General features: G+C 61.5%; 17 protein-coding genes. 9 read left to right on the top strand and 8 right to left on the bottom strand.

Features of this window, described 5'->3' with window-relative positions:
- Positions 1-18: 18 nt before the first annotated feature.
- Together groL and ATY76_RS15605 are read right to left on the bottom strand one after the other, a co-directional pair.
- The gene (gene groL, locus ATY76_RS15600) at positions 19-1,647 is read right to left on the bottom strand and encodes a chaperonin GroEL (RefSeq protein WP_088675641.1); all 1,629 of its coding nucleotides are present in this window, start codon (positions 1,645-1,647) and stop codon (positions 19-21) included.
- A 47-nt stretch (positions 1,648-1,694) separates the two neighbouring features.
- Complete coding sequence (locus ATY76_RS15605; RefSeq protein WP_088675642.1) at positions 1,695-2,009, bottom strand: co-chaperone GroES; 315 nt, start codon at positions 2,007-2,009, stop codon at positions 1,695-1,697.
- A 382-nt stretch (positions 2,010-2,391) separates the two neighbouring features.
- Between ATY76_RS15605 and ATY76_RS15610 the strand changes: the two genes are divergently transcribed.
- The 5 genes from ATY76_RS15610 to ATY76_RS15630 all read left to right on the top strand — a co-directional run bounded on the left by ATY76_RS15610 (position 2,392) and on the right by ATY76_RS15630 (position 4,338).
- Positions 2,392-2,682, top strand: coding sequence for a hypothetical protein (locus ATY76_RS15610; RefSeq protein WP_088675643.1), 291 nt, complete (start codon positions 2,392-2,394; stop codon positions 2,680-2,682).
- Between the two features lie 131 nt (positions 2,683-2,813).
- On the top strand, positions 2,814-3,167 hold the full coding sequence (locus ATY76_RS15615) for a hypothetical protein (protein ID WP_088675644.1): 354 nt from the start codon (positions 2,814-2,816) through the stop codon (positions 3,165-3,167).
- Positions 3,168-3,222: 55 nt separating this feature from the next.
- Positions 3,223-3,555, top strand: coding sequence for a four-helix bundle copper-binding protein (locus tag ATY76_RS15620; protein WP_088675645.1), 333 nt, complete (start codon positions 3,223-3,225; stop codon positions 3,553-3,555).
- Positions 3,556-3,586: 31 nt separating this feature from the next.
- Positions 3,587-3,913 (top strand): DUF2934 domain-containing protein, encoded by a 327-nt coding sequence (locus tag ATY76_RS15625; protein WP_088675646.1) that lies wholly within the window; start codon positions 3,587-3,589, stop codon positions 3,911-3,913.
- A gap of 5 nt (positions 3,914-3,918) precedes the next feature.
- A complete protein-coding gene (locus ATY76_RS15630) occupies positions 3,919-4,338 on the top strand; it encodes an HD domain-containing protein (RefSeq protein WP_088676064.1) in 420 nt (139 codons plus the stop codon).
- A 45-nt stretch (positions 4,339-4,383) separates the two neighbouring features.
- Here the strand turns inward: ATY76_RS15630 and ATY76_RS15635 are convergent, their stop codons facing one another.
- Positions 4,384-5,487 carry a flavodoxin family protein gene (locus tag ATY76_RS15635; RefSeq protein ID WP_088675647.1) on the bottom strand — a complete coding sequence of 368 codons (1,104 nt, stop codon included), beginning with the start codon at positions 5,485-5,487 and terminating at the stop codon, positions 4,384-4,386.
- A 166-nt stretch (positions 5,488-5,653) separates the two neighbouring features.
- Between ATY76_RS15635 and ATY76_RS15640 the strand changes: the two genes are divergently transcribed.
- The 4 genes from ATY76_RS15640 (at position 5,654) to ATY76_RS33255 (ending at position 9,446) form a co-directional block, all read left to right on the top strand.
- Complete coding sequence (locus tag ATY76_RS15640) at positions 5,654-8,029, top strand: PAS-domain containing protein (RefSeq protein ID WP_088676065.1); 2,376 nt, start codon at positions 5,654-5,656, stop codon at positions 8,027-8,029.
- A gap of 93 nt (positions 8,030-8,122) precedes the next feature.
- Entirely contained in the window at positions 8,123-8,638 is a 516-nt protein-coding gene (locus tag ATY76_RS15645) for an HIT family protein (RefSeq protein ID WP_088675648.1), read from the top strand.
- A 75-nt stretch (positions 8,639-8,713) separates the two neighbouring features.
- Positions 8,714-9,289: a histidine phosphatase family protein gene (locus ATY76_RS15650; protein ID WP_088675649.1), complete on the top strand. Its 576-nt coding sequence runs from the start codon at positions 8,714-8,716 to the stop codon at positions 9,287-9,289.
- On the top strand, positions 9,264-9,446 hold the full coding sequence (locus tag ATY76_RS33255; RefSeq protein WP_141105023.1) for a hypothetical protein: 183 nt from the start codon (positions 9,264-9,266) through the stop codon (positions 9,444-9,446). The genes ATY76_RS15650 and ATY76_RS33255 overlap by 26 nt, the downstream gene beginning before the upstream one ends.
- Before the next feature lie 35 nt (positions 9,447-9,481).
- Here ATY76_RS33255 and ATY76_RS15655 read toward each other — a convergent pair whose 3' ends face one another.
- The 5 genes from ATY76_RS15655 to ATY76_RS15675 form a co-directional block, all read right to left on the bottom strand.
- Positions 9,482-11,332 (bottom strand): DUF2264 domain-containing protein, encoded by a 1,851-nt coding sequence (locus ATY76_RS15655; protein ID WP_088675650.1) that lies wholly within the window; start codon positions 11,330-11,332, stop codon positions 9,482-9,484.
- A 75-nt stretch (positions 11,333-11,407) separates the two neighbouring features.
- Positions 11,408-12,682, bottom strand: coding sequence for a sugar ABC transporter substrate-binding protein (locus ATY76_RS15660; protein WP_088675651.1), 1,275 nt, complete (start codon positions 12,680-12,682; stop codon positions 11,408-11,410).
- Positions 12,683-12,710: 28 nt separating this feature from the next.
- Positions 12,711-13,424 carry a YesL family protein gene (locus ATY76_RS15665; protein ID WP_088675652.1) on the bottom strand — a complete coding sequence of 238 codons (714 nt, stop codon included), beginning with the start codon at positions 13,422-13,424 and terminating at the stop codon, positions 12,711-12,713.
- Positions 13,425-13,444: 20 nt separating this feature from the next.
- Complete coding sequence (gene ugpC / locus ATY76_RS15670) at positions 13,445-14,554, bottom strand: sn-glycerol-3-phosphate ABC transporter ATP-binding protein UgpC (protein ID WP_088675653.1); 1,110 nt, start codon at positions 14,552-14,554, stop codon at positions 13,445-13,447.
- A 15-nt stretch (positions 14,555-14,569) separates the two neighbouring features.
- Positions 14,570-15,742 carry a glycoside hydrolase family 88 protein gene (locus ATY76_RS15675; RefSeq protein ID WP_088675654.1) on the bottom strand — a complete coding sequence of 391 codons (1,173 nt, stop codon included), beginning with the start codon at positions 15,740-15,742 and terminating at the stop codon, positions 14,570-14,572.

Below are 15,742 nucleotides of genomic sequence, written 5' to 3' on the forward strand. Positions count from 1 at the left end.
GGCGGGCCGGCGATTGTGTTAGAAATCCATGCCGCCGCCGCCGGGCATGGCGGGAGCGGCGTCCTTCTTGGGCTTCTCGGCGACCATGGCTTCGGTCGTGACAAGAAGGCCGGCGATGGAGGAGGCATCCTGCAGCGCGGTGCGGACGACCTTGGCCGGGTCGATGACGCCTTGCGCGTAGAGGTCGCCATATTCCCCTGTCTGGGCGTTCCAGCCGTAGGAGAACTCGCTCTTCTCGCGCAGCTTGCCGACGATGATGGAGCCTTCCGCTCCGGCATTTTCGGCGATCTGGCGAACCGGCGTTTCGACGGCGCGGCGAACGATGTCGATGCCGACGCGCTGGTCGTCATTGGCGGTCTTGATATTGCCGAGCGCTTTGACGGCGCGCAGAAGCGCCACGCCGCCACCCGGCAGAATGCCTTCCTCGACCGCCGCCCGCGTCGCATGAAGCGCATCGTCGACGCGATCCTTCTTCTCCTTCACTTCGACTTCCGTCGAGCCGCCGACGCGGATGACGGCAACGCCGCCGGCTAGCTTGGCAAGTCGTTCCTGCAGCTTCTCGCGGTCGTAATCGGAGGTGGTTTCTTCGATCTGGGCCTTGATCTGGGCGATGCGGCCCGAGATGTCGGATTTCGAACCGGCGCCATCGACGATGGTCGTGTTTTCCTTCTCGATCGAGATCTTTTTCGCTTTGCCGAGCATGTCGAGCGTCACGCTCTCAAGCTTGATGCCGAGGTCTTCGGAGATGACCGTGCCGGCGGTGAGGATCGCGATGTCTTCCAGCATGGCCTTACGGCGGTCGCCGAAACCAGGCGCCTTGACGGCAGCGATCTTCAGGCCGCCGCGCAGCTTGTTGACGACGAGCGTTGCGAGCGCTTCGCCTTCAACGTCTTCGGCGATGATCAGGAGCGGTTTGGCGGATTGAACAACGGCTTCGAGCACCGGAAGCATCGGCTGCAGGTTCGAAATCTTCTTCTCATGGATGAGGATATAGGGATCTTCGAACTCGGTCCGCATCTTGTCGGCATTGGTGACGAAGTAGGGGCTGAGGTAGCCGCGATCGAACTGCATGCCTTCGACGACTTCGAGCTCGGTTTCGGCGGTCTTGGCTTCTTCGACGGTGATGACGCCGTCATTGCCGACTTTTTCCATGGCCTGAGCAAGATAATGGCCGATGTCGGCGTCGCCATTGGCCGAGATCGTGCCGACCTGGGCGATCTCTGAATTGTTGGAGATCTTGCGGGCGTTGTTCTTCAGTTCCGCGACGATGGCGCTGACAGCAAGGTCGATGCCGCGCTTCAGGTCCATCGGGTTCATGCCGGCAGCAACGGCCTTGGCGCCTTCGCGAACGATCGCCTGGGCAAGAACGGTTGCGGTCGTGGTGCCGTCGCCGGCGATGTCGCTGGTCTTCGAAGCGACTTCGCGGACCATCTGGGCGCCCATATTCTCGAACTTGTCTTCGAGTTCGATTTCCTTGGCGACCGAAACGCCGTCCTTGGTGATGCGCGGCGCGCCGAAGGACTTGTCGATCACGACGTTGCGGCCCTTGGGGCCGAGCGTGACCTTCACCGCATCGGCGAGAATGTCGACGCCGCGCAGCATCTTGTCGCGGGCTTCGGTGCTGAATTTGACTTCTTTAGCAGCCATGTCCTCACTCCTTCATAGGCAGCTAGTTCACTCCGAGCGCAGCCGCCTCAGGCGGCCTGCTTCCCTTCGCTCTGGGCTTCGATGATGCCCATCACGTCGCTTTCCTTCATGATCAGCAGGTCTTCGCCTGCGATTTTGATCTCGGTGCCGGACCATTTGCCGAACAGGATGCGGTCGCCGGCCTTGACGTCGAGCGGCTGGATCTGGCCGGCATCGTTGCGCGCGCCGGGGCCGGCGGCGATGACTTCGCCTTCCTGCGGCTTTTCCTTGGCAGTATCGGGAATGATGATGCCGCCTTTGGTCTTCTCCTCGGAATCGACGCGGCGGACGAGAATGCGATCGTGAAGCGGTCGGAACGACATGCCTTCCTCCATGCACAAACGATGATGACGGTCCCCTGGCCGAACCGGATGATCAGTCCGGCGGGTGCGCCTCGCGTGCGGGCGCGTTTGCGGGAATGATCTGGTTCGACGGCTTTTCGATTTCAAGAGGATGAAGGAAAAATTTAGCACTCTCCGGCGGCGACTGCCAGCCCTCATCGGACCAACGTCCAGGGGAGCAGCGCTTAAGGGAACCGAAGATCAACTCCTGCGTTCGAAATGCAGGCGATGGTCGTCGCGCTCGGGTTTCGAAGGCGCGTTCAAGCGTACCGAGGCTTGAATCCGCACCTTGGCATTCCCAGCTCTTCGGTGATCGAGGCTTGATGAGCTCGGTTGTGTCCCACGTCTTTTTGGAGTGGCTGAAATGGAAGAGAAAACCAATATAATCAAAGACCTCAGTATCGAAGAGCGCGAAGAAGTCTTCGTCGATATCGCCCGCACGCTGGAGGATACGGCGCGTGAGGCGCTGGTCGAAGGCAATAGTCACTTTGCCGCCGTTTCCACCAACATGGCCGAGGCGATCCGCATCAATGCCGACGAACTTGCCCGTGACGATCCTGAAAATGCCGAGCTCGTCTTGCAGCAGGCGACCGCGATGATCCTGCAGTTCGAGGCCGTGCACCCCTATCGCATGGTGAGCATGGCCGTTCATTGATCGCCGGCCGCCTGCCCGGGCGGCCGTCTCCTTCCAAATCAATCGCATCATCCGGAACTCTCGCTGCCCCCGACGGTTATTGGATCGCGGGGCGAGCCTGCGCGCCTTGCATGACGGAAGGAGGACGTGACATGACTTCCAATTCGACCGTGCTGCCCGAAAGCGGCACTGATGATGCGCGCTCAGCGGATACGGCACAGGCCGAGAGCGACCGCAAAAAGGCGCTGGACGCCGCCCTGCGCAACACGAGCTTGCCGGCAGACGCCGACAGCGGCTCAGAAACCCAGAGCCTGAGACTAGCGAAGGAATATCTTCGCCTCGGCGGCAACCGCCGCTCCAAGATCGACGACAACATCACCACCGTCCGCCATTGGAAGGAAGACCCGCCGGAGGCCGAGCGGTTCTGGCAGGAACGGGTCGAGACGCTCTCGAAGGACGAGCGCAAGCAGGTGGAAGATTTTCTGCCGACCATCAATACGCCCTGAAGACCGCCGCCTTCGGGCGGCTCCCTCAACCGCGTTTCAAAGAGGAGGATGAAGAATGCATCGGCTCGACGCGAAAATGCAGACATGCATCGATAATTGCCTGCGCTGCTACAGCGTTTGTCTTCAAACGGCGATGAACCATTGTCTCGAAGCCGGCGGCAGGCATACCGAACCCGCGCATTTCAGATTGATGATGGCTTGCGCCGAAATCTGCCGCACATCGGCGCACTTCATGCTGATCGGCACGGATCATCATAGGCACACATGCCGCGAATGCGCGGAAATCTGCTCGGAATGCGCAGCCGACTGCGAAAGGGTGGGCGACATGCAGGAATGCGTCGATGCCTGCCGAAGCTGCGCCGAAAGCTGCCGCGAAATGGCAGCCTAGCGCCTCGATCCGCTGAACCCCGGAGGAGATCATGGCCATAGACAAGCACGAGCAGATACGCCAGCGCGCCTATGAGATCTGGGAGGCGGAAGGCCGCCCGGAGGGCGCGGACCTGCGCCATTGGTTGCAGGCCTGCGATGAACTGGCCGGCGAAGACGAGCATGAGACGCTGCAGGACCTGATCGACGAAGACGACCGCGACGACGCTGCCCTGCTTCAGGCCGCAGGTGAGAGCGGCGATTTCGACCCGCCGCGAACGGCGCCTGGCCAGTTTGCCGCGGCGCCCGTGCCCGATGTCGAGATCACGACGGGCGCAAAGCCTTCCGCGCGGGAGGTCAGGAAGACCGAAGGGCCTTGATCGCCATGCAGCATCTCGATCACGCCATGCAGATCGCTATGGAGGCTCATAAAGGGCAGGCGGACAAGACCGGCAAACCCTACTTCGAACACTGCCAGCGGGTGGCATTTCTCGTTTCCGGCGATGAAGCGAAAACAGTCGCTTATCTCCACGACGTCGTCGAGAAAGGCAGCGGCTGGACGCTCGATCGGCTGAAGGAAGAAGGCTTCCCACCGGCGATTATCTCCGCCGTCGATGCCTTGACGCAGCGGCCGGACGAGCCGGACGATGACTTCGTCAGGCGCGCGGCATCAAACCCGCTTGCCTTGCCGGTCAAGAGGGCCGACCTCGAAGACAACCTGCAACAGGCCGAGCAGGCCGGCAAGAAAACCGAGAAATATCAGCGCGGGCTCGATATCCTCAGAGAGATGGGAAACGCAGGGTAGTCCATCGGCCGCCAGAGGCAGCGCGGTGGCGCTGTGCTGATATCACTACTTCTGGCGCGGCGGCTGCAACTCCTCTCCCGCGGAAACCTGATGCCCCCTGCGCTTGGCCGCAACGGCCTCATAAAGCGTTCGAGCCGCGTTGCGAACCTCCTCCTGCATAGGCTGGTCTTTTTCATAGGCAGCATGGCTCGTCGCATAAGGCTCCCAATAGCCGATATATCGATCGATTTCGGCAAGCGCGCCGGCTGGAACGAGATCCATAGACTTCAGCCAGTCCGACAGGCTTCTGCGGGCATTCTCCGTCCCTTCGGTGTCGCCATGAACGATGACGGAAAACATGCGGCCCGCCAGATGCCGGGGATAGGGCCAGCCTTTCATTTCGAGTTCCTTGGCCTCCTTGGCATGCTTGCCATGGGTGCTTGTCGGATCGGGGTTGCCGCCATCGGCGCAGACGAGCCGGTCGATCATCAGCTTCAGGGCGGATGGCGCCTGGTACCAGTGCACCGGAGTGACGATCATGATGCCGTGCGCCTCGACCCACATCGGATAGATCTCGTTCATCCAATCGTGGATCTGGCCAAGCGAATAATTGGGATAGCAGCTGCAGGGCCAATGACAGAGTGCGGCCGAGGTGGAGAAGCAGGCCTTGCACGGATGGATTTGCCGGCCATATTCGGAGGCCACTCGGCTGAGATCGAGGACCTCGACCTTCACGCGCGGCTGCTGCTCGAGCACCGCCCGTGCGATCTCCACCATGCGGTAGCTTTTCGAAAGTTCTCCCGGACAGGTGTGCTCGCTGCGGGTGGAACCATTGATGAGAAGAATGCGGATGGGACCGTTTGGATCTTCGTTCCGTTCCTGCGCGGCATGAATGGCATCGCGGGCGGCCAGCCAGTCCTCGGCCAGATCGTAATCAGGGTCCGCGAAGCCCGGTCCCCCTTTCCGCGTCTTCGGGCTCTTTCTCGAATGTGCGTAAGCCTCCCAGGCCGCCGAAGCGAGCTTCGAAAGCTCGGCCTGCAAAGCGCCATAGGCCGGGTCCTTGAACTGGTTGAGGAAGCGCCGTTTGAACGCAGCTTCGTCGAGCCTTGGGCTGGGGCTGCCCTTGCGAGGTTCGAGATCGGCGGTTGAAACGGCGGGGTCGGCGGACATGAGACCTCCTGAGGCCGGTGCTTGGGTGAACGCATCGGCGAATGGAGGGTTCCTCCGCTTGCCGGCCAGGAGCACCATCCACACTGGGCGACAACGACCACCGGTAAGGCGCTTATTAACCGGCACGACCTATAGTCGCGTTTCTATGGGCAAACGGAGGATGGTCTTGTCCGGCGAGCTGCACACAATCTTTGCAACGGGCGGCGCATTGTCGAGCCGGCTTGATCTTGGCGATGGCCTAACTCAACATGGCATCGTGATCAGCCTTCTCGATCGCAACGAGCTTCATGAGCGCGCCGGCAAGCGGCCCCTGCCTGACCTTATCCTGCTGGACGCGACATCACCGGAGGGACGCGGCCTGGAAGACTGCCGGCGTCTCAAGGAAAATGCTGCCACGCGCGATATCCCTGTCATCATCCTCGTGTCGCCGCAGGACGAGGAGACTGCGATTGCAGCACTTGCTGTCGGCGCGGTGGATTGCGTTTCCAATCTCGTCTCCACCCCCGAACTCGTCGCCCGCATCAAGAGACATATCGAACTCGGCACGGCTCAGGCGCGGCTGCAGGAGCGCAACGAGCAGCTCGATACGGCCCTTGCCAGCATGGGGCAGGGCGTATGCCTGTTCGACGAAGGCGGCCGGCTGCTGCTTTCGAACAGCCGCTACGCGGAGGTCTACGGACTCGATCCATCCGTCATCCACCCGGGACAGTCGCTCGAAGACATCTTGAACCTCCGGCATGAAGTCGGCGCCGTTCCCTTTGCATCGACCTCGGAATATCTCGTCTGGGCCGAGGCGACCAATATGGGCGATACCCCCCAGGACTGGATCAAGGAGCTCAAGTCCGGCCAGATCATCCGCGGCTATCATCAGCGCACGCGCGATGGCGGCTGGGTATCGACCCACGAGGATATCACCCAGGCTTGGCGCGCCGAAAAAGCCCTTGCGCAGGCGCACGCCCAGGCGGAGCGCGCCGAGCAGGAAGCGCGGGCGGCGCATGCCCGGCTTCTCGCGGCCTTCGAAGTCGTGCCGGAAGGGCTCGTCCTGTTCGACGCCGAAGACCGCTTCGTGCTGTGGAACCGCAGATATGAACAGCTCTACGAGGAAAGCGGCGACAAGCTTCTCAAGGGAATGCGTTTCGAAGACCGCCTGCGCGCCGGCATCGAATGCGGCCAATATCCGGAAGCAATCGGACGCGAGGAAGAGTGGCTCACGGAGCGGCTGGCCTATCATACCGAGCCCAGCAGCAAGCATGAGCAGCGCCTGCCCGGAAACCGATGGATAAGGATCGAGGAGCGCCGCGTTTCCGACGGCGGCAGCGTCGGCATCCGCGTCGATATCACCGATCTCAAGATGCAGGAGGCCTCGTTCAGGCTGCTGTTCGAAGGCAACCCGATGCCGATGTGGGTTTATGATCGGGACACCCTGAAATTCCTGCACGTGAACCAGGCTGCCATAGACCATTACGGCTATCGCCTGGACCAGTTCCTGACGATGACGCTGCTCGACATCCAGGCGCCGGAAGATGCAAGGCGGCCGGAGACTGCTATCTTCGACGCCGAGGACCCGGCCGTCGCTTCGACCCGCTCCTCCCGGCATATGAGGAAGGACGGCACGGCGATCGACGTTACCGTCTATTCCACCTGCCTGAACTACAAGGGCAGCGCCGCGGCGCTGGCGGCCGTCGTCGACGTTACCGAAGCCAAGCTTGCTGAAAAGGCATTGCTGCAGCACCGGGACACGCTCGAAGAGATGGTGCGCTCGCGCACCGTCGAACTGGCGCGGCAGACCGAAGAACTCGAACGGATGCTCGAACAGGAAAAGCAGATCAACGAGTTGCAGCGCCAGTTCGTATCGATGGCATCGCATGAATTCCGCACGCCGCTTGCTGTCATCGATGGTGCCGCGCAGCGGCTGATCCGGCGCAAGGAGGCGGCGACGCCCGAGTTCCTGGCGGAAAAGGCGGAGCAGATCCGAAGCTCGGTGTCCCGCATGCTCGAACTGATGGAAAGCATTCTCGCCGCCGGGCGGCTGGATCATGGCCGCATCACCATCGTGCATAAGCCCTGCTCGATTGCCGAGATCATCGAAACCTGCAGCGCCCGCCAGGAGGGCATCCGGCGCTCGCATCGTTTCCTGCTCGAACTCGATCGCCTTCCTCCGACCATCTTCGGCGATCAGCCGGCGCTGGACCAGGTCTTCAGCAACCTCTTCTCGAACGCGGTGAAATACGCGCCCGATGCCCCGAACGTCCACGTGACAGGCTGGCAGGAAGGCGAAAGCGTCTGCATCCGGGTGCGCGACGAAGGCATCGGCATCGATGCCGACGACCTGCCGAAAATGTTCCAGCGCTATTTCCGCGCCAGAAGCTCCACCGGCATCGCCGGCACCGGCATCGGCCTCAACCTCGTCAAGCAGATCATCGAACTGCACGGCGGCACGATCGAGGTGGCAAGCAGCCGCGGCAACGGCACGACCTTCACGCTGCGGCTTCCGATCGGCGCGGAGATATCGGACGAGCTGCGCGTTGCTGGTGCCCGGTAGGCGGGACAAGGCAGCTCCTTTTTCGGCGCGGCTTTCGCTTTTCGGCTGTGATCGGTAATCTCATTGACCGCAGTGAGATTGCAGAGGTTCAAAATGATCGACCGCCAACCCTTCGATCTCGAAGCCTATGTGCAGGATATTGCAACAAGGCCTTGCTTTATCTGCGGCCTTGTCGGGAACGACCCCGCTTTCTTTCATCATCGTATTTTCGAGGACGAGGAAACCGTCATCTTCCTCAGCAAATATCCGACTCTGCCAGGCTATTGCCTCGTCTGCCCGAGGGAGCATCGGGAGGATTTGGCACGAGACATATCGACAGATGAATATCTTCGGCTACAGGAGAAGGTGCACATTTTGTCTCGTGCCCTCAAAAGCGTGTTCGATGCCGAGCGAATTTATGTGCTTTCGCTTGGCAGTCAGCAAGCCAACAGCCACTTGCATTTTCACGTCGTTCCCTTGCCTTTCGGCGTGCCCCTTGAAGAGCAGCAATACCACGCGTTGATGGCGGAGCATGGCGTTCTCCAGATACCCGACGATCAAATGGCGGAGTTGGCGCAACGGATCGCTGCGGCATACAATGTTGAGTGGACCGCAGGAAAACGGTCCTAGAAATGTCAAAGAGGCTCGCCAACCTTATGAATCGATTATCGGATTTCAGCAGCATCCCATAAAAGGTTCAAAGAATTGACGACCATTTTTCTCCTTCGACACGGCGAGACCATCTGGAATGCGGCAGGTCGCTTTCAGGGGCAGAAGGATTCACCGCTTACTGAAAGAGGGCAGCAGCAAGCGGATGAGACGGGTCGGCGGCTCGCTCGCGAACTTGAGCGGCATCCCGGTCAAATTGATGTTCATGTCAGCCCGTTGGGCCGCACGAAGGAAACAGCGGCGCGCATTGCGCGGTATGTGCCCTTGGGCAGCCGCGACGAACCGCGATTGATGGAAGTGACGACCGGCTCCTGGGATGGCATGAGCCACTATGAAATCGACATGGAATATCCGGGCATGCTCGAAGGTGCGGATGCCTTCAACTGGTTCTTTCGATCGCCGGATGGAGAAACATTCGATGCAGCCTGCGCCCGCATCACGGAGTGGCTGTCGCAGCTTCGCTCGACCACGATAGCCATATCCCATGGACTGACGGGGAGACTGATACGAGGCATGTATCTTGGATTATCAAGGGAAGAAATGCTAGAATTGCCGGTGCCGCAGACTGGATTTTATCGGCTACAAAATGGCCAAGCCCAACACATCGAATAGTTCTCCTCGACGAGATCGTCGCGTCGAGTTGATGCCGACACTCAGCGATCAGGAGTTTGACGCGATCGAGGCGTCGCAGATGCAGCCGGGACTTAGTCATCTCGATGCCAAGCTTTTGAATGACAAGCACATCGCCGATGGACCGAAAGTCCTCTGACTTCTGCTATCCCTACCTCTTACCTTTCAAGGCACCTACGGCCGAAGAGCGAATGCCGGAACACGCACGCCGTTCTCGCGGATATCGCGCTCCACCTCTTCAAGATCGGGACATACCGGCAGATCGCGTAGCGCCTCTGCGCAATCCTCGCCGCTGGGCAGCGCCATTGCCGCGGTCACGAGCACGGTGGTGCCGGAGCCGATTTTGCCGCGCAGCTGTGGCAGCAGGGTCTTGGCGTGGATCAGGTTGGTGTTCGGGATAGGGCTCATCGCATGGCCGGCTCTGGGGTTCGGCGATAGATCGAGGATCGCGCTGACATCGGTCTGTCCGTACCAGACGGCGCGGCCAGCCGTCTGTTCGGAGCGATCGGCGTTGAAATCGGCGCGTTCGATCGCGAAGCCGCCCTCGATGGTGCTCAGCGTTCGGGGTGTGGCAACGCGGTGGATGCGGATGTGCCAGGGGTTTGCGGGAATGAGCCAGGTTTCGATGATGACGTCGTTCCAGGGGCGCCAGCGCGAATAGAGCCGATCGCCGGATATCAGCGCCTCTTCCATTGTCTCGCGCATGCGGAAATGGGTGCCGTCGTCGGAGAGGCCGAGCATGCTGTCGAAGCTGGCGGCCGCAAAATTGCGGTCGTCGGCCTCGATGTTGAAGGCGTAGCGGGTGGAATAGACGAATTTCGAATATTTCTCGTTGGCGCCGCGCATCTTGTCGTGCTGCTGGCCGGAGGAAAGCACGACGACATTTCCCGGCGTATGCATGGCCACCATCCCGGCCGGCTTCAGTGGAACCGGCTGCGGGAATTGCGGTTGCGGCGCTTCTTCGGCGCTCCAGAACGGATGGCTTTCGGGAAGGGCGAGCGGCAGGAAGAATTTGAGCGCCCAATAAGGCGAGCCGGGGGAGTTGTAGCTCTCGCTCATCAGGAGGTTCGGATAGCCGTAGCCAACGGAGAGAACGCCATCGCGGTCGGCGATCGGCAGCGCCGACCACCAGCGGATATGGCGCATGTAATAGCCCTTGATCTCGGCCCAAGGCAGCGCTTCGACACCGGCAAAGGCAAGCGCGCCCCAGAAGCCGCCGGCCGCAAAGCGGTAGGTCTGGCTGCGGCCGAAGGCAAGGGCTGCTCCATCGGGGCCGAACCAGTGGCGGATATCCCGGGCGAAGATTTCGGCGCGTTGGCGGAAGCGCTCCTTGCGCGCCTCGTCGCCGCGCGCCAGCACGGCATAGATCAGGCCGTAGAAATGCATGGCGAAGGGGATGTAATGATCGACCCGTCTGACCGGCCCGTCGCGATACCAGCCTTCGCCGAGATCGAAAGCCTCCGCTTCGTCGAGATAGGAGACTGTTTTGCCGTGGTCGAACGGAACACCCACGCGCTCCAGCCCGAGATCGATGAGGACGCGGAAGAATTTCCAGTTGTTGTCGATGAATTCCAGTTCCCGCGCCGCGCTGAGATAGGCGGCGACCGTCTGCTTGTCGCCGTCGCTCAACGGTTCCCAGATATGTTCGGGCACAAGCGCCAGCGCGAAGCCGACGGCCGCGAGTTCGACGAGCCGCTGGTTGCGGTCGGCGAGATCGCCCCAATATTCGGGATGAGCGGGGTTAGTGCCGTTCGCGAGCCCGCGCCGGTAGAGATCCCAATGCGGGAAGTGGCCTCCGCCGGCAGCAAGGGGAACGATGCCCCAGAGCGGCCGCGCAAAACCTTCCAGATCCGCCGCAGCCCGGTCGAAAATCGCGCCGGCAGCGCCGAGGCGCACGCGGGCGCCGCCTTCGGAAAAATAGGGCAGGAGCGGCTCGAAAAGGTCGATGACGGCCTTTGCCAGATCGTCGCGCGTCTTCAGGGGATTGCCGGAAAGCGGGTTGGCCCTGCTGGGATCGTAGATCATTGTCTGCTCTGACTCTTCTAAAACAGGATCGGCCGCGGGCAGTGCTGGCCCGCGGCCGCCGATATCTCACGAAGCCTACTTGATGGCCTTCACGCCTTCGGTCATTTCCTTCAGCCCGTCGTCGACGGAGGTGTTGTCGGTCATGATCGCGTCATGGGCGCGGTTGAGCACCACCTCGATCTTGGCGGCGTTCGGATTGACCGCCATTTCCAGATAGGCTTTGGCCGGTATCAGCGCTTCCTTGCTGGCCTCATCCTGCGGGAAACCGGGCGTCGAGGCGATCTTGGCGCTGACGTCGGCGGTCTTCAGCGCCGGGAAGGTGCCGGTCGATGCGACGACGGCCGCGCCCTCGGGGCCGGTGACGAACTTGATGAAATCGAGCGCGGCCTCCTTGTGGGTAGAATTGGCATTGACCGCCAGGCCCGATATCTGCGCGGCCGTGGTTCCGGCCGGTACGCCATCGGGATGCGGGAACTTCACGATGCCCCAGTTCTTGCTCTTCGATTCACCCGATTTGACCTTGGCGATCTGGGTGCCGACGAACCAGGTGCCCATCGGCAGCATGCCGATCGTGCCGTTGAAGAAGAGCGCCGAATAGTGCGTGTTCGAGGTCTTCAGGAAGGCATAGGAGGGGATGGCGCCATCCTTCTGCAGGGTGAGCGCGCGCTCGTACCAGGGCTTCAGAAAGGCGTAGTCGCCATCGACCAGCGTGTGCTTTCCATCGAGAATGCCGGGCAGCTGGACAGTCGAACGCCAGGTATGCAGCAGCGCGCCATAGGTCTTGTTGGTGCCCATGCCGCCTGCGAGCTTCTCGGCGGTCTCGTCGAACTGCGCCCAGGTCATGTCGTTGGTGGGGTAGGGGACGCCCGCCTTGTCGAAGATGTCCTTGTTGTAATAGACGATCCAGAAGTCGGAGCGGAACGGCAGCGAATAGATCTTGCCGTCGATGGTCAGCTCCTCGATCAGTCCGCCATAGGGCGCCGGATCGATCTTCTGATCCTTCACGAAGCCACTGAGATCGGCGATGTTGCCGGCGCGCACCAGATTGGTATAGCCCGGCACGTCCTTGATGGTGACGATGTCGATATCTTTCGAGCCGCCGGTCAGCTGCGTCGAAATCATCTGCTGGTAATCCTGCGAGCCGAGATCCATCGGCTCGAACTTCACGTTCGGATGCTTGGCCTGATAGGCCTCGATCAGCGGCTTGTAATAGGCCGTCTTGTCCCAGTCCCACAAAGCCCATTTCAGCGTCACGGCCTCCTGAGCAAGTGCTGCGCCTGCCGTCGTCGCGGCCAGAGTGAAACCTGCCACGGCAAGTTTCACCGTCCTCCCGAATTTATCCATATACATTGCTGTTCTCCTTCCCTGGATCAGTTATTTATGAAGCGTCTCTTGCATGCTGTTTGCCGTGCGTCGGCACGTCCAGAACCATCATCGCCGCGCGATGGACGGCGAATGCGACGGCGAACATTCCGAGCGAAAAATTGAAGGTCGCCGGCATGAACACGGAAACCGGATAGAAGAGGATGTGCGCCAGCCACAGTGCGGCGTTGAAGGCGAGTGCGGCAAGTGCCGGAAGCGGGCGGGCGACGGAGGCGAGCGCGGCGAGGCGCAGGAGCCGCAGCGCCGGCAGGTCGCGCATGACCATCAGCACGATGAGATGGCAGGCGGTGACCGCGAGGAAAGCGGTCGCCACGAGCGCGATCGCCAGCGGTGCGGCGAGCATCAGATTGCCGCGCGCGCCGGCTGCATAGGTGGCAGTCGCATGGACGCCGATCGCAAGCGCGCCTGCCAAGGCCAGGCCCCAGGCGGTAGCGCGCCAGAAGTAGCGCAGGAAGGCTTCAGTGAAGTCACGCAGCAGATAGGTATTTCGATCTTCGACGAAGGCCACCGAGACGCGGGCCATGGCGGCGAGGGCTGCCGGCAGCGTCACCACGAAGAGCGAGGCCAGGATGAACAGGATGTTGAGCTTGACCATCTCCCACCATTCGCGGGCGAGGATGTCGGCGAACAGGGCAAGGCCGGTCTTCGCAGGCGCATCCTTCGGAATGCCCGGCCCCTCCTTCGTCCACATGTCCCGCAACCACTGCATGGCCGTCTCCCGCAGGCGCCTCAGTAAAGAATCGAGCGTTCCGTTTCCTTGTCGAACAGCTGCGCATTGCTCATGTCGGCGACGAGGCTCGCCTCCTCGCCGATATCGGGCCGGAAGCGCGGCGACACACGGGCGATGAGATTGCGGCCGCCGGCGACCATGTTCAGATGCACCTCCGAGCCCATGGGTTCGGCAAGCTCGACCACTGCCTTCACGGGCGCGAGATTTTCGGCCGGGATGTCGGCCGGCGGCAGTTCATGGAAATTCTCCGGGCGGATGCCGAGCACCAGTTCGCGGCCCTCGTAAGGCGCGATCCTGCTCTTGTCGAAATGCGCAGGCAGCGGCAGCTCCCGGCCGTCGAAAATGGCGACGTAACCGTCGTCCCGGCGCTGAATGGTCGAGGGCAGCATGTTCATCTGCGGCGCGCCGATGAAGCCGGCGACGAACATGTTGACGGGGCGGTCGTAGAGGTTCTGCGGTGTGTCGACCTGCTGGATGTGGCCGTCCTTCATCACGACGATCCGGTCGGCCATCGTCATGGCTTCCACCTGGTCGTGGGTGACGTAGATGAAGGTGGCGTTGAGGCGCTTGTGCAGCTTGGTGATTTCCGACCGCATCGTGCCACGCAGCTTGGCGTCGAGGTTGGACAGCGGCTCGTCGAGCAGGAAGACGGCCGGGTTGCGCACCATGGCGCGGCCGAGCGCGACGCGCTGACGCTGCCCACCCGAAAGCGCTTTCGGCTTGCGGTTCAGGAGATGGGTGATGTCGAGGATCTTGGCCGCATCCTGCACCTGCTTGTCGATGAAATCACGCGACACTTTGCGCAGCTGCAGGCCGAAAGCCATGTTCTTGTAGACGGTCATATGCGGGTAGAGCGCATAATTCTGGAAAACCATGGCGATATCCCGGTCCTTGGAGGGGACGTCGTTCATGACGTCGCCGCCGATCTTGAGTTCTCCGCCGGAGATCTCCTCGAGGCCGGCGATCATCCTGAGCGTCGTCGATTTACCGCAACCGGAGGGCCCGACCAGGATGATGAATTCCTTATCGGCAATTTCCAGATCGATATCGTGGACGACGGTGAGCGCGCCGTAGGATTTGTTCAGGTCTTTAAGCGAAATGCTGGCCATCGGGTTCTCCTGACGTCACCAATAGGAAGACCAGCGGCGCGAAAGGCGCGTCAAAGCTTCCATGTAATAATAATCTCCCCAGGAGACGCACTCATCGACGCCCTCGCCGCGGCAGGTGTTGAAGGGCGACTTTTTCGAATAGGTGGCGTGCAGCACCAGGCCGTTGGAAACGGTGGGGTCCTTGACCGCATAGTGGTCGGCGAGGCTCTTCATCATGCGCCGCGCCAGCATGCGGTAGTGCTCGGCGGCTTGCGCCTCGACGAGGTCGGCCATTTCAAGCAGGCCGCAGGCGGTGATCGAGGCCGAAGAACTGTCGCGCGGCTCGCCGTCGCCATCGGAAAAGACGAGATCCCAATAGGGCACCATGTCGGCCGGCAGCCGATTGAGATAGAAGGCGAGCAGCCGGTCGAAGGTCTGGCGATATTCCTCGATCCGCTCGTAGCGGTAGGAGATCGCCATGCCGGCGATGCCCCAGGCCTGGCCGCGCGCCCAAGCGCTATCATCCTTGTAGCCCTGTTTGGTGGCGCCGCGCACCGGCGCTCCGGTGACCGGGTCCATGTAGAAGGTGTGGTAGGTGGAATCGTCAGGGCGGACCGAATTGGCGAGCGTGGTGCGGGCATGAATGAGCGCGATCTCTCGGTATTTCGGATCGCCGGTCTCGCGGCTTGCCCAGTAGAGAAGCGGCAGGTTCAAGAGGCAATCGATGATGTAGCGGTATTCCTCCGCCTTGCCCTTGTGGCCCCAGGCCTGGATGAACTGGCCGATCGGCTGGAAGCGCTCGATCAACTGGTCAGCGGCCAGGATCGCCGCCTTGCGGCCGTCCTCGTCCCCAACGAGTTTCCAGGCGGCGATGCAGGAGGGCGAATAGAGAAAGCCCATGTCGTGGTGATCGGTCTCGATGCGGTTGACGATCCGATGCAGGAAGGACTGGACTTGGATCTGCGCGGCATGCCGGAACACAGGATCGCCGCTATGCTCGAAGGCGAGCCATAGTTCGCCGGGCCAGAAGCCCGCCGTCCATTGGTCGTTGGCGACTGCGGGATAGAAGTTGTTGACGCTCGAATGGTTCTGCGCGGCATAGGTGAATGTGGGAAGGTTGCGCCTGACCTGCTCGACGGCGAGATCGAGCGCGGCGTTCACTTCCTTGTCGGTGATCGGCTGCGGGGCGACTGTTGAAACGGCATTCAT

It is taken from the genome of Rhizobium sp. R339 (assembly GCF_002211395.1).
In the GTDB taxonomy this organism is placed as follows: domain Bacteria; phylum Pseudomonadota; class Alphaproteobacteria; order Rhizobiales; family Rhizobiaceae; genus Rhizobium.